The sequence below is a fragment of the Companilactobacillus kimchiensis genome, from assembly GCF_001438805.1.
Lineage (GTDB): Bacteria > Bacillota > Bacilli > Lactobacillales > Lactobacillaceae > Companilactobacillus > Companilactobacillus kimchiensis.
In genome coordinates this window covers 1-17,010 of sequence record NZ_JQCF01000039.1, presented here as the reverse complement: position 1 = coordinate 17,010, position 17,010 = coordinate 1, and the positions used below count along the sequence as shown (strand labels likewise).

Annotated in this window: 16 protein-coding genes; 10 read left to right on the top strand and 6 right to left on the bottom strand. The window is 36.4% G+C overall.

Going from position 1 to position 17,010, the window contains the following annotated elements; genetic code table 11:
• Positions 1 to 118 precede the first annotated feature (118 nt).
• Positions 119 to 271 (bottom strand): SPJ_0845 family protein, encoded by a 153-nt coding sequence (locus IV57_RS13210; protein ID WP_157051958.1) that lies wholly within the window; start codon positions 269 to 271, stop codon positions 119 to 121.
• A gap of 188 nt (positions 272 to 459) precedes the next feature.
• Positions 460 to 1,020, bottom strand: coding sequence for a hypothetical protein (locus tag IV57_RS12195; protein ID WP_057881797.1), 561 nt, complete (start codon positions 1,018 to 1,020; stop codon positions 460 to 462).
• 295 nt (positions 1,021 to 1,315) lie between these two features.
• On the opposite strand from IV57_RS12195, the gene uvrC reads away from it, so the two are divergent.
• Both uvrC and map read left to right on the top strand, forming a co-directional pair.
• Entirely contained in the window at positions 1,316 to 3,133 is a 1,818-nt protein-coding gene (gene uvrC, locus IV57_RS12190) for an excinuclease ABC subunit UvrC (RefSeq protein ID WP_057881796.1), read from the top strand.
• Positions 3,134 to 3,150: 17 nt separating this feature from the next.
• On the top strand, positions 3,151 to 3,987 hold the full coding sequence (gene map / locus IV57_RS12185; RefSeq protein WP_057881795.1) for a type I methionyl aminopeptidase: 837 nt from the start codon (positions 3,151 to 3,153) through the stop codon (positions 3,985 to 3,987).
• Positions 3,988 to 4,049: 62 nt separating this feature from the next.
• Here map and IV57_RS12180 read toward each other — a convergent pair whose 3' ends face one another.
• A complete protein-coding gene (locus IV57_RS12180; protein ID WP_057881794.1) occupies positions 4,050 to 5,966 on the bottom strand; it encodes a hypothetical protein in 1,917 nt (638 codons plus the stop codon).
• Between the two features lie 245 nt (positions 5,967 to 6,211).
• Here IV57_RS12180 and IV57_RS12175 point away from each other — a divergent pair, with 245 nt between their 5' ends.
• On the top strand, positions 6,212 to 6,712 hold the full coding sequence (locus IV57_RS12175; RefSeq protein ID WP_057881793.1) for a cysteine hydrolase family protein: 501 nt from the start codon (positions 6,212 to 6,214) through the stop codon (positions 6,710 to 6,712).
• 60 nt (positions 6,713 to 6,772) lie between these two features.
• Here IV57_RS12175 and IV57_RS12170 read toward each other — a convergent pair whose 3' ends face one another.
• The 3 genes from IV57_RS12170 to IV57_RS12160 are packed head-to-tail and all read right to left on the bottom strand — an operon-like array spanning position 6,773 to position 10,408.
• Positions 6,773 to 8,716 (bottom strand): PTS fructose transporter subunit IIABC, encoded by a 1,944-nt coding sequence (locus IV57_RS12170; RefSeq protein WP_057881792.1) that lies wholly within the window; start codon positions 8,714 to 8,716, stop codon positions 6,773 to 6,775.
• An 18-nt stretch (positions 8,717 to 8,734) separates the two neighbouring features.
• On the bottom strand, positions 8,735 to 9,655 hold the full coding sequence (gene pfkB / locus IV57_RS12165; RefSeq protein ID WP_057881791.1) for a 1-phosphofructokinase: 921 nt from the start codon (positions 9,653 to 9,655) through the stop codon (positions 8,735 to 8,737).
• Positions 9,656 to 10,408, bottom strand: a complete 753-nt coding sequence (locus IV57_RS12160; RefSeq protein WP_057881790.1) for a DeoR/GlpR family DNA-binding transcription regulator — start codon at positions 10,406 to 10,408, stop codon at positions 9,656 to 9,658.
• Positions 10,409 to 10,603: 195 nt separating this feature from the next.
• On the opposite strand from IV57_RS12160, the gene obgE reads away from it, so the two are divergent.
• From obgE to IV57_RS12125, 7 genes are all read left to right on the top strand, one after another.
• Positions 10,604 to 11,890 (top strand): GTPase ObgE, encoded by a 1,287-nt coding sequence (obgE, locus tag IV57_RS12155; RefSeq protein ID WP_201782910.1) that lies wholly within the window; start codon positions 10,604 to 10,606, stop codon positions 11,888 to 11,890.
• A gap of 15 nt (positions 11,891 to 11,905) precedes the next feature.
• On the top strand, positions 11,906 to 13,831 hold the full coding sequence (locus IV57_RS12150; protein ID WP_057881788.1) for an acyltransferase family protein: 1,926 nt from the start codon (positions 11,906 to 11,908) through the stop codon (positions 13,829 to 13,831).
• A gap of 14 nt (positions 13,832 to 13,845) precedes the next feature.
• Positions 13,846 to 14,772 carry a ribonuclease Z gene (gene rnz / locus IV57_RS12145; protein WP_057881787.1) on the top strand — a complete coding sequence of 309 codons (927 nt, stop codon included), beginning with the start codon at positions 13,846 to 13,848 and terminating at the stop codon, positions 14,770 to 14,772.
• A 15-nt stretch (positions 14,773 to 14,787) separates the two neighbouring features.
• Positions 14,788 to 15,585 carry an SDR family NAD(P)-dependent oxidoreductase gene (locus tag IV57_RS12140; RefSeq protein ID WP_057881786.1) on the top strand — a complete coding sequence of 266 codons (798 nt, stop codon included), beginning with the start codon at positions 14,788 to 14,790 and terminating at the stop codon, positions 15,583 to 15,585.
• Between the two features lie 11 nt (positions 15,586 to 15,596).
• On the top strand, positions 15,597 to 15,911 hold the full coding sequence (locus tag IV57_RS12135) for a lipopolysaccharide assembly protein LapA domain-containing protein (RefSeq protein ID WP_057881785.1): 315 nt from the start codon (positions 15,597 to 15,599) through the stop codon (positions 15,909 to 15,911).
• A gap of 88 nt (positions 15,912 to 15,999) precedes the next feature.
• Positions 16,000 to 16,182: a 50S ribosomal protein L32 gene (rpmF, locus tag IV57_RS12130; RefSeq protein WP_057881784.1), complete on the top strand. Its 183-nt coding sequence runs from the start codon at positions 16,000 to 16,002 to the stop codon at positions 16,180 to 16,182.
• 61 nt (positions 16,183 to 16,243) lie between these two features.
• Positions 16,244 to 16,978 carry a hypothetical protein gene (locus IV57_RS12125; RefSeq protein ID WP_057881783.1) on the top strand — a complete coding sequence of 245 codons (735 nt, stop codon included), beginning with the start codon at positions 16,244 to 16,246 and terminating at the stop codon, positions 16,976 to 16,978.
• Positions 16,979 to 17,010: the final 32 nt, after the last annotated feature.

The following is a 17,010-nucleotide window of genomic DNA, read 5'->3' as shown; positions in this document are numbered from 1 at the left end:
AGCTCAAGAAACTGTTTTGTCACAGCCTCTTCCTTTTTTACATCAAAAGGGTCGTTATTAAAGAAATAGTAAAATAAATGGCATTCACTTTATGAGAAGTGATAACAAAACAAGAGAATTACTTCTTATCTTTAAGATTCTTTTTATCTTGAGCAGATTTTTTATCTGCAGAATCTACGCGTTTTTCGTTTTCTTTTACATCATCGGGAAGAGAGGCAAATTTATCAAACAAACTGCCAAAGTTACTTTCGCGTTTCACTGTTAAGCCCATCGGTATCAGCCCCTTTCAATTTTCTTTTACTTGTAAATACATTATAAGTCCCACAAATGAAAATAACAATTAATTGCTCAGTATTTTTGAAGTTATTTACAGAAAAAATATAAGGATATAATGATCACCTTAATCACGTCGGGACCATAAATTAAAGTACGATCTTTTAACTAAAAATCAGATTGGTTTTAATCAGCGACCTTAATTTTTCCAGTCGCAATTGGTAATGTAACATGTGCGTCATAACTACCAACAACACCGGCGACAGTATCGGGTAACTTGAGGTCTTGAGAAACCCCGTGAACGTAGATGATACGTTTGTCTAATTCCAAGTCGTCAGTACCAAAGACGGATTTAAACTTCTTTTGTAGCTCATCTAAAGGTACATCAATTTCATAGGCAAAGTGACCTTGAGCGTCAGAAACAGGATAATTATCATTAGGAATATTCATTTCGTGAGGAGCATTGTCAAATGGAACCATAGTTGTACCAGAAACTGCTTCGGTCTCTGGTAGATCAACTAATCCATCGTGATTAATGTCTTGGACCATAGTAGCGATTTGAGCATCTTTACCATCGGGGAAACCATGAAAATGTTCCCAGTGTTGAGTATTGGCCGGAGTATCAAACATTTCGATTTTGATATGTAAATTATTACCATCTTCAATAAATTCAGCCTGTCCATGAGCCTTAGTACCAATGAATTCGTCATTTATTGGTACAATATCTGCAATATACTTTTTACTCATAATAATTCCTCCTAAATCGATTTTACAAAATTATTATTGTGCTGATTGGTAACGGTGTCAAGAAATTTAGACTGGTTTAATTGGCACATAATTTGACAATTAGACAGATTAAATTAAGATTAAATAAGTTCAAATCAAAAGTTTTTTAAATTAAGTTAAGATAATAATTTCACTGTCCATTAAAAAAATACTTTTTTATTTTTAATATTTGTGATTAAAAACGACTAGGGTTATTTGGGGACTTTCTATATTACTTATTTTTAAACAATTCAAATTAAAAAGGGAGGGGTATTTATTGGCAACTGAATATCTTGAACATAAATTAAGCTTGTTACCAGCACGTCCAGGATGTTATCTGATGAAAGATATCAATTCCAAGATAATCTATGTTGGTAAGGCTAAAAATTTGCGTAACCGCGTAAGATCTTACTTCAAGAGTTCACATGAAGGTAAGACTGAACGTTTGGTATCAGAGATTCGTGATTTCGAAACTATCATTACTTCAAATGATAAGGAAGCATTCCTACTAGAAATTACATTGATTCAAAAGCATCAACCATATTACAATATTAAATTAAAACGTGGCACAGGTTATCCATATATCAAGATAACCAATGAACGTGATCCTAAAATGGAAATCACTGGTTTGATCAAAAAGGATGGGGCCTATTATTTTGGACCCTATCCGAACGTTTATGCTGCCCAAAATACTCTTAATTTCCTTCAAAAAGTTTATCCTTTACGCAGATGTCAAGGCCATTTGGGACGCCCTTGTTTGTATTATCATATGGGTCAATGTTTAGGCGCATGTTTTCAAACCGTTCCGGAAGAAAAGTATGACCAACAAATTGAAAAAATCAAAAAGTTCTTAGGCGGTAATGTCGGTGAAGTCAAGGGTCAGCTACGAACTCGAATGACTAAGTCAGCCGATAAAATGGAATTTGAACGAGCAGCTGAATTACGTGATCAAATTAAATACATTGAAACGACAGTTGAGAAGCAAAAGATTATCTCTAATGATAGTACCCCACGGGATATTTTTAATTATTATGTTGAAAAGGGTTGGATTTCAATTCAAATCTTCTTCATTCGTCAGGCGCGGTTAATGAAACGTGAGAAAAAAGTATTTGCTTGCATTAATTCACCTGAAGAAGAGTTATCAACGTTTATTTTGCAATTTTATAATCGTCGGAATCAAGTTTTACCTAAAGAGATCCTAGTGCCAGATAACTTAGATAAGAAAACCTTGTCACAGGTTTTGGATATACCTTTTAGAACTCCACAGCGTGGTCAAAAAAAGGACCTAATGGATATGGCGGCAGATAATTCTAAATTGGTCTTACAAGAGAAGTTTAGATTAATGGAATTGGATAATCGTCAGACCTATGGAGCACAAAAGCAAATCTTTGAGGCTCTAGATTTACCTTATGGCCATGTTATTGAATCGTTTGATCATTCTCATATTCAAGGAACTAATCCAGTATCGGCGATGGTCAGGTTCCAAGATGGTCGTCCAGAAAAGAGTGGCTATCGAAAGTACAAGATCAAAGGCGAAGTTGAACATCAATCTGGGGCTGATGAAGCTGCCAATACACGAGAGGTGGTTTATCGTCGTTATTCACGTCTACTAAAAGAAAATGATCCTTTGCCGGATTTAATCTTGATGGATGGTGGTATCATTGAATTACGTGCTGTTATGGACGTTTTAGTTAATGAATTAGGAATTGATATTCCTGTCGCGGGGATGGTTAAGGATAATCATCATAATACTTCACACTTGATCACAGGTGAGGATGGAGTGGAAGTCCCACTGGATCGTAAGAGCCAAGGCTTTTATCTCTTACAACGAGTTCAGGATGAGGTGCATCGATTTGCGATTACCTTCCAACGTAAAACGAGAAGTAAAACGGCCTTATCGTCACAACTGGATAATATTCAGGGTGTTGGTCCGAAAACTAGGACCAAATTATTGAAGAAATTTGGTTCAGTCAAGAAGATGAAGGAAGCAAGCGTTGATCAATTGACTGAATTAGGAATTCCCAAAACAACGGCACAGACTATTAAAATTACGTTAGCAAGCACAGATTTTCATAAGAAGTATCACAAAGGTTAAAAATTGGGGGATATTGTATGATTACATTAAAATCAGAACGAGAGATCGAAGGAATGCGTGAATCTGGTAAAATTTTAGCCGGAGTTCATTTGGGTCTACGCGACATGATCAAGCCGGGAATCTCAGCTTATTCAATCGAGGAATTTGCTAATGACTATATTGTTAGTCACGGTGCTACTCCATCAGAGAAGGGTTTTGAAGGTTACAAATATGCTACTTGTGTCGATGTTAATGATGAAGTTGCTCATGGTACACCTCGTAAGGATTTGATCCTTGAAGAAGGTGACATTGTCAAAGTTGATATGACTGTTAACTATAAAGGGTATGAAAGTGACTCATGTTGGAGTTATGCCGTTGGTTCAGTTAGTCAAGAAACTTCTGATTTGATGGAAGTTACGAAGAAATCACTTTATTTGGGTATTGCTCAAAGTGTTGAAGGTAAACGTCTCGGTGATATTGGTTATGCAATCCAGCATTACACAGAAGATGAACATGGTTATGGTGACGTCCGTGATCTTTGTGGACATGGGATTCAACCAACTATGCATGAAGAACCAGATGTTTTGCATTACGGTGAACCTGGTAAAGGGTTGCGTTTAAAGAATGGTATGACAATTACGATTGAACCAATGATCAACGAAGGTACTTGGGAAATTGTTGACCGGTCACTAAAAGATCCTAAAGATGATTGGATCTATTATGCCAGTGCTGATGGTTCATGGTCTGCTCAATATGAACATACTTTGGCTATTACAGCTGATGGTCCTAAGATTTTAACATCACAAGATGCTGCTGAAGATGCTAAGTATCTCAAGTGGGCCAATGAATATTTAGTAAAGAATCACCAAGCTTAAATTTTAATAAAAAAGACGTAAACTCACTTTTGTGAATTTACGTCTTTTTTGCGACTTATTTTTTATTTACGATCAACATCTTGAGTATGAACAAATTCTCTAGTAGAAACTCGATAATGTTTTTCTTCACTAGTACCTAGATAAGCAATTCGATCATATTTCCAACCGGTTTTAGCAGCTAAGCCACGATCGGTGATGCGGCTAGTATCAGAATTAACTAATGTGGTAATGGGAGTATCTTTGGTTTCTACGATACCATGTTCAACTTCATAACGGTAAATGTCATTTGCTTTGACCCATTCATTAGTTGAGACACGATAATAGCGATTGCCATCGATTTTAATGGTTTGATCAAAACGCCAATCAGAATGGGCTGATAATTGTCTAGCCTTGTCTTCTACAAATTTGCCATTATTTAAGGAATAAAGTTTCACATTTTTTTTCATAGTTCCTAAAAAGCCATTGAATTTTTCAGGTTGAGGGATGGGAGTAATTACTGGTGGCTTAATACTGCCAGAACCATCATTATCATTGTTGTTGTTTGTATCTTCATTATTATTGCTATTCTCATCATTCTCGTCGTTGTCATCTTCATTGATTTTGGTGTATTCAACTTTTTCAGTAGTTGTAATTGTGCCATTAGCGTTTACGTGAGCTTTGACAGTCTTTTTGTCTGACTTGTAACCCTTAACTTGGGGAACGTCAACGGTAATCGTTTCACCTTTTTTACCAGTAACATCAGTGACTATTTGAGGACCGATGTTTGAAGTGATTTCCACATCAGCGGTAACTTGTGCTGGGGAATCTTTAGAAGTGTAATGTAGTTCCATTAATAAATTTGCACCAGCGTGATCACTCGGAACCATGTCACCTTCGGGTTCGTCAGTATCTTGGATACCAAAGACTAAAGTTTTTTTCCAAAAATCATTGGTGTGGTCGTAATTACTAAAAATTCGTTTATGGAATAATTTACCATCGGAAGTTGATGTTCCAAATTGCGGGAAGTAGTCAAAAGAGAGGTGGGCAGCGGTTTTATTAAGATCTAAAGTTGTTTTTTCTGGGTCTGGTAACTCGGGTTCAACTTGTTTATCAAGGAAACTGTTGATTTCGGCAGATAATTTTTTAGACTTAAAAATTTTACCATCCAAATAAATGTCTAAGTTGATGTTGTATGGTTTAGCTTTTTCTAAATAGACTGTGTATTCGGCGTTATCTTTACCAATGGCATCGGGATCAAATTTGGCGTCGATTTTTTCTTCCTTAAAGTCAGGTTCATTACCATAATCTGGTTCGACATCAGGCAAGGTATCAAAGTTAATATCAACAGCATCGAAGTAGCCAACTGGTTCTAGTTCTTCGTTCATGCGATGGCTTAGTTCACGTAAGGTGTCAATTGTGAACTCACTTGGTATATCTGAACTATTCTCATAAACACCTTCGTGATTGTATTTGTAATGTTCTTTGTCAGTATCCTTATAAACATAATGGACTAAAGAATCTCCATCAATCAAGTGAAAAAGAATCGTCGTTTGGGCTGAGGTTAAGATATGTTTAGCGTTGTCATATTTTAATTCAAAGTTTGAATTTACTGGAGCGTAGAGTAAATTTCCACCCCAGTTAGATTTAGTTTTCAAATTGTTTAATTTAATGGAAACTGTTTGATTGTTCTTTAATTCGGTCAACTCTGTAGTGGTTAGGTTGAGATAGATATCATCTAAGGGATGTTTTTGGTCTTTAGTTGACGAGGGAATGGCAATACTAGTTTGAGTATCTAAGTCATTTAACGCGACAGTTTCATTGAGAGAAATTTTCTTAGGACGTGGAATTTGATTAGAATCATTTTTTGAAGTAGTTGCTTTGGATTCTTTTTGAATGACCTGGGTTTTAATCTGGTCAGCATCAGCGGTGGTAGTTTGAATGATTGGAGCACTGAAGCCTCCGAGGATAATCGTTGATAGTAGAATAGCCTTTTTTTTCATAATAAACTCCTTGTGTGGTAGGGAATCTTCAAGTCGGTTTAACTTGTAAGTGCTTTCAGTATAGCAAGGAAAATTGTGATTTCAACAAAGAATATCATGATATATTAACAAACAATGATTGCTCAAAAATGGTTTTATAAAATGCTATTCTCGAAGGGCTTAAAATGTTAAAAGCAATATTTGTAAAAAACTAAAATGATATAATAAAAAATATGTTTTGGGGAATGACGAAGGGGGTTTTGACAATGGCACAAGTATTGATCGTAATTGATATGCAAAAAGCACTGAGTGATTTGGATCAACGCGAAAAGACGATAGCGACAATTAATAGTAGGATTGATCAATATAGACATTTGAATCGACCAATTGTTTTTATTCAACATACTGAACCCGATATGGAAGTTTCAAGCGACAATTGGAAAATCTTTGATGAAATACATTCAAAAGGTACGGATACTTATTTTAATAAAATAAAACCTGATTCATTTTATCAAACGGGGTTAGAGTCATATTTGAAAATGAATGACTTAAAAAGTATTGAAATATGTGGAGCACAAGTGGAATTCTGTGTTGATACTACAATTAGGGTAGCTTTCCATTTGGGATTTAAGATTGATTTATTGCTAGACGGGGTTTCAACCATGGATAGTATGTCCTTGACTGCTAGTCAAATTAAAGCTCATCATGCTAGTATTTGGAAAAATCGTTTTGCTAAGTTTGTCACAGTTAAATCACCATTGATTTAACAAAATTAAAAAAGGTCTATCCAAATTTTTCATTGGATAGACCTTTTTGATTTGTTTATATTATTTAGTAACTTTTTTTGCAGGTTTCCAAACACCATAGATGACACCGGAAATTACGGCACCAATGACAACAGCTAGAAGGTATAGCAATGGTTTATTAGCAAGTGGTGTAACGAAGATACCACCGTGAGGAGCAGGAACATTAACGCCCCAGAATTGTGTTAAACCACCACCGATAGCTGAACCGATAACACTTGAGACAATAACGTGTAATGGATCTCCAGCGGCAAATGGAATTGCACCTTCAGTAATGAATGATAGACCTAGAATATAGTTTGAAAGACCAGCTTGTCTTTCTTGTTCAGTAAACTTGTTCTTCCAGAAAGTAGTTGCAATCGCAATTGCTAGAGGAGGAATCATACCACCAACCATAACGGCGGCCATCAAAGCACCATCGTGAGTTGCAGTAAAGGTACCAATGGCGAAGGTATAAGCAGCTTTGTTGAAAGGACCACCCATATCGATTGACATCATACCACCAAGCAAAGTACCTAAGATAACAGCATTACCAGTTCCCATTGATTCTAGGAAGCTTGTGATAGCGTGGTTAACAACGGCGAAGATTGGATCAACGGCGAAGTACATAATAGCACCGGTCAAAAGTAAACCAAGGACAGGGTAGATCAAAATGGTTTTAAGACCAGCTAGAGATTGTGGTAGGTTCTTGAGCCACTTCTTTAAGAAGACAATTACCCACCCAGCAATGAAACCAGCTAGAAGACCACCGATAAATCCAGCCGGACTCTTAGATGAAACGAATGAAGCAGTTGCTTGAGAAGCCATATAACCACCAACGAAACCAGGTAGTAAGGCTGGACGATCACCAATTGAAACAGCGATATAAGCAGCTAAAACGGGGATCAAGAAACTAAAAGCATAATTACCAACGTTGTTGAAGAAAAGGAACCATTGTGAATGAGCACCAACAGAGTTTTCCAACAAGAAGGAAATAGCCATTAAGATACCACCACCAACAACGAATGGAAGCATGTTAGAGATACCATTCATTAAATCAGCATAAATTTTTGACCAAAGTGATTTTGATTCACCTTCATCATCGTCTTCAGCAACAGCACCACCTTCAGCGTGGAAGACTGGAGCCTTTTGTTCAGCAGCTAAGTTGATCAATTCTTCAGCTTTGTTAATACCATCACTAACGGGACGGTTAACTAAATGTTTGCCATCAAAACGTGGCATATCAACTTTTTTATCAGCGGCGATGATAACACCATCAGCACGACTGATTTCACTGGCAGTCAACTTATGTTTGACACCTTCAGAACCGTTAGTTTCAACTTTGATGTCGATACCCATTTTTTCGGCTTGTTCTTTTAGAGCAGCTTCAGCCATGTAGGTGTGGGCGATACCAGTAGGACAAGCAGTAACAGCAACAACATAAGGCTTCTTGGCAGAATCAGGAGCGGCATTAGCAGCAGCTTCTTCTTGAGCTTTTTGTTTAGCTTCGTCAGCTTTGTCTTTGGCTTCTTTTTCAGCCATAGCCTTGTCGAATAATTGTTGAACTTCATCAGTTGTTGTAGCAGCCTTTAAGTTCTTAACAAGTTCAGGATTAATTAATAATGATGATAAAGCAGCTAAAGCTTGTAAGTGAAGATTATCAGCCCCATCAGGTGCAGCAATCATGAAGAATAAGAAGGCTGGTTGACCGTCGAGTGATTGATAATCGATTCCTTTAGCACTTTTAGCAAAAAGTACCGTAGCACGTTTAACGGCTTTGTCACGAGCATGTGGCATGGCAATTCCTTCACCGATACCAGTACTTGTTTGAGCTTCACGTTTTAAAATGTCAGCTTTGTATAATTTCTTGTCGTCAATGACACCAACGTCATAGTACTTGTTAACCATTTCCTCAATGGCATCCTCTTTAGTAGTGGCTTTCAAGTCCATGATCATGGCATCTTTTAATAGTAGTTGTTTCAAGTCCATTGAAAAGTTCCCCCTCAATTAAAGTTCTGTAATAGATATATCTTGATAAACTTTGTCGATTTTTTCTTTAATAGCAATATCTTGGCTAAATGCGGTTGCTGAACCACAGGCGGCACCCATATGGAAACTTTCAATTGGATCTTTTGTTTCCATGAAAGTACCAGCAAAGCCAGCAATCATTGAATCTCCAGCACCAACGGAATTAACGACAGTGCCCTTTGGAGCGTTAGCTTTATAAGCTTTATCTTTGGTAACAAGCAGGGCACCGTCACCAGCCATTGAAACCAGAACGTGCTTAGCACCTTGGTCCAATAATTTACGAGCGTAAGTAATAATTTCTTGTTCGTTTTTAAAAGTAACGTTGAATAAATCAGCTAATTCATGATGATTAGGTTTAACAACTAGTGGATGCAATGGCAAAGTATCCAGTAAAGCTTGACCAGTTGTATCAATTACGAAATCGGCACCTTGTTTTTGAATTGTTTCAGCAATATCTAAATAAAATTTTGAGTCTAGATTTTTGCAAAGGCTTCCGGCCATGATGACAATATCACCAGCACCGATGCCATTAAGATTATCCATGAAACTTTGTCGTTCAGTATCTGTAATGTTAGGACCAGCACCATTGATTTCAGTTTCCTTATTTTGTTCAGTGGCATTGATCTTAACATTGATTCGAGTATCTTCAGCTACTTTAGTAAAAGCAGTTTTGAGATCATGTTGTGAAAGGAGTGCTTCAAACATTGAACCTGTGGCACCACCCACAAAACCTAAGGCAGTGGAATCAACTTCTAATTCTTTTAAAATTCTTGAAACATTGATTCCTTTACCACCAGGAAGTTTGACATCTTTAGCGGTGCGGTTAACTTCGCCAGTATTTAAATTTTTCAATTGCAAAACATAATCAATTGAAGGATTGACTGTAATTGTATAAATCAATTAAATTGCCTCCGTTATCTTTGTATATTTACTTAAGAGATTTGTTTCTTTCTCTGATAATCTACTTGTTATTAATGGAACTTCTTCTAGAGTTGCGAAGCGACTAAAACTCACTTGTGAAAATTTCGAACTATCAGAAAGCACATAGGCTTGATTTGATTGCGCAATAGCCAAAGTCTTAACAGCTGCTTCTTCGGGATCAGGTGTTGTATAACCAGCCTCAACTGAAAAACCATTAGTACCTAGAAAAGCTCGATCAAAATGATAGTTTTCCAAGGTTTGAATAATATTGGCACCGACCAAAGCCTTCGTAGACGACTTTAGTTTCCCACCGGGAAGAAAAGTATTTACGTTGTAATCGGCCAACATTGAAGCGTTATCGACACTATTAGTAATAACCAGCAAATCTGTATGTTCTATTAAGTAAGGAATCATGAATTGAATGGTCGTTCCAGAGTCTAAAAAAATTACCTCATGATTTCGAACCAGACCAGCTGCCTTCTGACCGATCATTTTCTTATCATTGATATGAACAGCTGCCTTTTGTGAAAGGGCTGGTTCTTCATGTAAAGAAATTACGTTTTGGGCACCACCGTGGATTCTTAATAATTTATGACAATTTTCTAAATCTTGTAAATCACGGCGCAAGGTAGATTCGGAAGCACCAGTTAATGGAATTAAATCATGGAGTTTGACAATATTGTGTATTTTTAATTGTTCTAAAATAATTTGTTGTCTTTCTTCGGTAAGCACTTACATCACCTCACAAGAGATATAATACATCCATAATCATTCAAAATCAATCATAAAAACTCAAAATCTTTCAAAAACATTCAAAAAATAATTTACTTTTAATAAAATACTGGACAATCAATGTTAGTTCAAAGTATTATGAAGTCTGTTTTTGTGCTAAAATTTAGAAATGATAATTATAGTTTAGAAAGGGGGATTTTAATGTTCGTAGATAACGTTAAAATCACCGTAAGATCCGGAAAGGGTGGCGACGGCGCAGTAGCGTTCCGTCACGAGAAATATACTCCACTTGGAGGACCTTCCGGCGGTGATGGTGGTCGCGGAGGCGACATCATCTTAAAGGCTAATGAAGGTATGAATACTTTAATGGACTTTAGATACAAGAGAATTTTCAAGGCTGAACCTGGTCAAAATGGTCAAATCAAGGGTATGTACGGTCACAAAGCTGATCCGATTTATATCAAAGTTCCAACCGGAACATCGGTATATGATGAAGATAGCGGTCGCTTGATTGGAGACTTGGTTGATAATAACCAAGAACTAGTAGTAGCCAAAGGTGGAAATGGTGGCCGTGGTAACATTCACTTTGCCAATTCCAAGAATCAGGCTCCTGAAGTAGCCGAAAATGGTGAACCTGCTATTGAAAAGCACATCAAGCTTGAATTGAAGTTAATTGCTGATGTTGGTTTGGTTGGTTTCCCATCTGTTGGGAAGTCAACTCTATTGTCAGTTGCTACTTCAGCTAAACCTAAGATTGCGGCATATCACTTTACAACTTTGTCACCTAACTTAGGAATGGTTAAACTAGAAAATGGTCTGGACTTTGTTATTGCCGATTTACCTGGTTTGATCGAAGGTGCTTCTAATGGTGTTGGATTGGGTATTCAATTCTTACGTCATGTGGAACGTACACGTGTGTTATTGCATTTAGTTGATATGGATCCTAACAACGGAAGAGACCCATATGAAGATTACCTAGCTATTCGTAAAGAATTGGGCAATTATGATGCAAATGTTTTACAACGTCCTGAAATCATCGTACCAACTAAGTTGGATATTGAAGGTTCTGAAGAACGTATGGCAGAATTTAAAGAAAAGTTACCAGCTGATGCTGATATTTTCCCAATTTCAAGTATTCGACACACTGGTGTTGAGGCTTTAATGAATCATACCAGTGAAGTATTGTCTAAGGCTGAGCCAATTCACTTTGATGTTCAAACTGAAGAAACAAAGGAATACAACTACGAACCAAACGCTAAAGCATTCACGATTGAAAAAGATCCTGAATATGAGCATAGCTTTATTGTTAAGGGTGCTAAGGTTGAATTGCTTCTTCAAAGAACTAATTTAGATCATCAAGATGGAATCATGCGTTTTGCTAGACAATTGAAATCTATGGGTATTGAAGATGCATTGATCGAGGCTGGAGCTGAATCTGGTGACTCAGTTACAATTCTCGATTTCACTTTTGAATTTATTTAGGGGCATGTAAGGATAATGAATAAATCACCGAAAAGAAGATTTATTACTGGATTTGATGGACTACGTACTTTAGGGGTTATAGGTGTTATCATGTACCACTTAAATCCTAATGTTTTTTCCGGCGGATATTTGGGAGTACCGATTTTTTTCCTAATATCAGGTTACTTAATCACAGATCATTTTTTTAATACTGTTGATTATGGCGGTTCATTCTCGTTAAGTAATTTTTATGTAAAAAGAATCAAGAGACTATATCCTGGAATGCTGTTCGTATTACTGGCTTCCAGTGCTTATATTGTCATGTTTTTAAAGGGGTTGCTTTATCATTTAGATCAAATTTTCGTGACGAACGTCTTAAATGTTTATAATTGGTGGCAAATATTTAATGGTCAATCATATTTTGAAAGATTTGCTAATAATGAATCACCATTTACTCATTTATGGACCTTATCAATTGAAGGTCAATTCTATATTATTTGGCCAATTTTGCTAATTTTGTTTAGCAAATATAATGTTAAGAAGAGTCGAATCTTTGGTTTCTCCATGATTGTTTCGATTGCTTCAGCCATTTGGATGGCAATTTTGTTCAAACCAGGTGTTGATCCAAGTAGAATTTATTATGGTACTGATACTAGATTATTCTCGATCCTTTTGGGTTGTGGATTAGCTTTAGTTTGGCCCGCCGAAAAATTGAAGAGTGGACTAAAAGGAAATGATAAGCTGAAACTTAATTTAGTTGGTTTATTGTCGTTTGGTTTGATGTTATTGATGATCTTTACGATTAAGGACTCTGATCCTTTCTTGTATCGTGGGGGAATGTTCATTTTCTCCGTTACAACATGTGTTTTTATTGCTGTAGTAGCGCATCCAGATTCATTCTGGAATGGTATTTTGTCCAATCGAGTGTTCCATTACATTGGAACAAGAAGTTATGGACTTTATTTATACCAATTTCCAGTAATGATTTTCTTTGAATCAAGATTTAAAAATGTTGCTGATCATCCAATTCTTTATCCGGTGATCGAAGTGCTCTTGATCGTACTGATAACTGAATTTTCATTCAGATTTGTAGAACAACCATTAGCACACGCTAAATGGAGTGATGTGAAAAACTTCTTCCGCGTTTCTTCAAGTATGCAACGAATTATAGCCTTGGTAATTGCTTTAATCAGTATTACAGGCTGTTATAGTGTGGTGAAAGCAGTGGGTGCACCTAAACCCAATGTTAATCACAGTCAATTAGCTACCAAAATCACTAAAAACGAAAAAGCTAACAAGGCTAAGAAACAGCAAGCAATTGATAACTTAAAGAAGTCGAAACAACAAAAGAATGTTACTGGGAAAATGTCATCTGCCGATTATACTAGATATAAGAAGGCTGCAAAGTCACATCCAGTCAACACAGAATTTGAGAAATATGGTTTGTCACAGATTGACCTGCAAAGATTAAAGGATGTTCCTTTGACAGCGGTTGGTGATTCAGTTATGGCCGATGGTTCTGATAATTTCTTGAAGTTATTTGATGATAAAAAGGTTATCGTTGATGCAGCTGTTAGTCGTCAGTTAGATGCCAGTCTTGATATTTTGCAACAATACAAGAGTCAGGGCGTTTTAGCTCCAAATGTAATGATTGGTTTAGGAACAAATGGACCGATCAATATGGATCAAGTTAATCAAATTATGAAATTGGTTGGACCTAAACGTCATGTTTATTGGATCAACGTTCATGTACCAACTAGACCTTGGGAAAAGACTGTTAATGGGGTCTTGTCTCAAGCAACAAAGAAGTATAAGAACCTAACGGTCATTGATTGGAATCATTATTCACAAGGACATCAAGATTGGTTCTATGATGACGATGTACATCCAAATCCAGATGGATCAATGTACTATACTTCATTTGTCGCAAAAGAAATTTTGAAATCATTAGACAAAAAATAGAATAGGACTTTTTTATGGAATTAGAATTTTTAGGAACTGGTGCCGGAGTTCCATCAAAGGGTCGTAACGTTTCGAGTACAGCATTAAAAATGTTGGATGAACGAAATGAAGTATGGCTTTTTGACGTTGGTGAGGCTACACAGCATCAAATTTTGAGAACCGCAATTAAACCGAGAAAGATTACTAAAATCTTTATTTCCCATTTGCATGGGGATCATATTTTTGGACTTCCAGGGTTATTATCTAGTCGGGCCAATCAGGGGGGGAATACCCCACTGGAACTTTATGGACCAGTTGGAATCAAAGAGTATGTTGAAACTTCATTGAAGGTTACTGGTGGTAAATTAGGTTATCAAATCAAATATATTGAATTAAAGAATGGTGGAGAAATTTTCAACGACAAGACTTTTAGTGTTGTGGCTGGTAAATTGAAGCATCGGATTACTTGTTTTGGCTATCGAGTTACTGAAAAACCACGAACAGGTGAGCTTTTAGTTGATAAGTTGAAAGAGTATAGAATTCCTAATGGACCGGTCTTTGGTCAATTGAAGGCTGGTAAGACTGTAACTTTAGACGATGGAACTGTTTTGGATGGCAAGGACTTCATTGGACCTGACAAGCCAAGCAAGGTCGTAACGGTTATTTCTGATACTCGCTATACTCCAGAAATTGATAAGTTAGCTCAAGATGCTGACGTAATCGTTCATGAATCAACCTTTTCAAATGATGAAAAAAAATTAGCTTACAATTATTATCATTCAACTGCCACACAGGCTGCTGAAGTAGCTAAAAAAAGTCATGCCAAGGGTTTGATTTTGACACATATCTCAGCTAGATATACTGGTAAGAGTGCTTTCATCTTACAAAAGGAAGCTCAAAAGATATTTAAAAATACCAAGGTTGCCAGCGATTTTGATTTGTACGAGGTACCTTTTAATTAGAGAAGAGGATGAATAATGGCTAATTTATTGAATCAAACAGTTATCGTTACAGGTGCATCTTCTGGAATTGGTAAAGATGTTGCTATTAATGCAGCTAAATGTGGAGCCAATTTGATTTTGGTCGCTCGTAATGAGGAGAAATTAATCCAAGTTAAAAATGAATGTATTCGTGTTGGAGCTGAGAATGCTCGTCATGAATACTTGATTATTGATATGAGTGATCCGGAACAAATTGTCGCTGGAGTTGAAAAAGCCCATGAGATCAACGATGATATTGACGTATTAGTCAATGCTGCTGGTTTTGGAGATTTTTCAAACTTTTTAGATACTGATTTTGATAAGATCGAAAAGATGTTCCGAGTGAATGTTTTGGGTCTAATGTTGATGACGCGTCTAGTTGCAGCTAACATGATTGATAATGGTCGGGGACACATCTTTAATGTTGGTTCTATGGCTGGAAAGATCACGACACCAAAATCTGCGGCCTATGCAGCATCTAAAGCAGCTGTAATCGCATTTTCAGACGGTCTCAGGCTCGAATTGAAGACTTTGGGTGTCTACGTAACGACTGTTAATCCAGGACCTGTAAACACCAATTTCTTTGATGTTGCCGATCATGATGGCAGTTACCTTGATTCAGTAAAACATTTTGTCCTTGATCCTGATAAGTTGGCTTGGGAAATTGTTAACACGTTTAATAAAAATAAACGTGAGATCAACCGCCCACGTTATATGGAATTGGCAGCGGTACTTTATAAAATGGCTCCAAGTCTTGGGGATTACTTTGCTTCAACTTTGGGCAATCGTAAATAGGGGGAATTCATATGAATGGTAAACAATCACGATTTGTTATTGGATTGATTATTGCATTGATCGTAGTGATCTTTGCGGTTTTGAATGTTAATCCTGTTACGGTTAGTTTTGGCTTTACGCGAGTTAAGTTACCATTGATTATTTTGATTATTGTGACATTATTGTTAGGGGCAATCATTACGATGCTTTTAGCAAACACTGGAAAAAAGGATAAAGGCGATTTAAATCGTCATGCCAAGAAGCAGATTTCCAATGTAAAAGTTTCCAATGATAATCAAATTGCGGACGCATTAAAAGAAAATAATGTAAAAAAACAAACAAAATAGTAAATTTGCTTGCTCTAATGTTTTTATGATAGTATTATATTAAACGTTAGATTTGATTAAGTTAATATAAATAAAGGAGTTTTTAAATATGGCAGTTCCAAAGAGAAAAACATCAAAACAAAGAAAGCGTCAAAGACGCGCACATATTAAATTAGCTACACCAAACATGCAATTCGACGTTGCTACTGGTGAATATCGTTTAAGTCACCACGTATCACCATCAGGTATGTACAAGGGTGAAAAAGTTATCGACGATAGCAAAGAAGCTTAATGAGAAAGTCAAGTTTATTCTTGGCTTTTTTTTAATATTTTAAATAGATGGGGAAACGACTATGAAGAAACTAAAATACATGTTATTGATGGTTATCCCAGTATTCTTTTTATTACTAACAGGATGTTCAAAGATGAGTCTGTCAACTACCAAAAAGGTGTATCAGGCTGATGGTTTAGTTGCTGTAGTTCAAGGTAAGGCTGCAAATTATCAAAAATTAACCTATACGGTTAATGGCCAAACTAAAAAAGTAGTTATGGACGAAGGACATTTTAATATCTCAGTTCCAGTGGCAACAACTGATCAGAATGTTAGGATCAAAGCTGTTAATGGTCAAAAGACTGAGACTAAGTTAGTAAAGGTGAAGAAAGCCCAGGCATTACAAGATTACCTGACTTTTGCTCAGACGTATAACTACACGTTATTGTCATTAGGACAACCCACGGATCAATTACAGTTGATTTCCAAAGATGGGGTGTTTACTCATAAGAAGAACGATGGGACAAAATGGTATTATAATGTTCAAAATAACCAGCTAATGGGTATTGCGACAAAGTTTTCTTATAAAGATCTGAAATCAAAGACTGGTCAAAAGAACTTTGCGACTGATTTAATGATTACTTCCAAGCTATTGGGAGCAGATGGTAAACAGGTTTTGAAAGATTTTTCAAAGCAAACTAAAAATGCTGGGAAAAATTCTACCAAGACCTCAATGAGTCAGATTACTTCCAAGGGAATTAATTATAATATCAATTTGACGACAAAAGAGTTTTATCTATATATCACAAAATATTAATAAAAAAGAGGCTGTGACAAAACAGTTTCTTG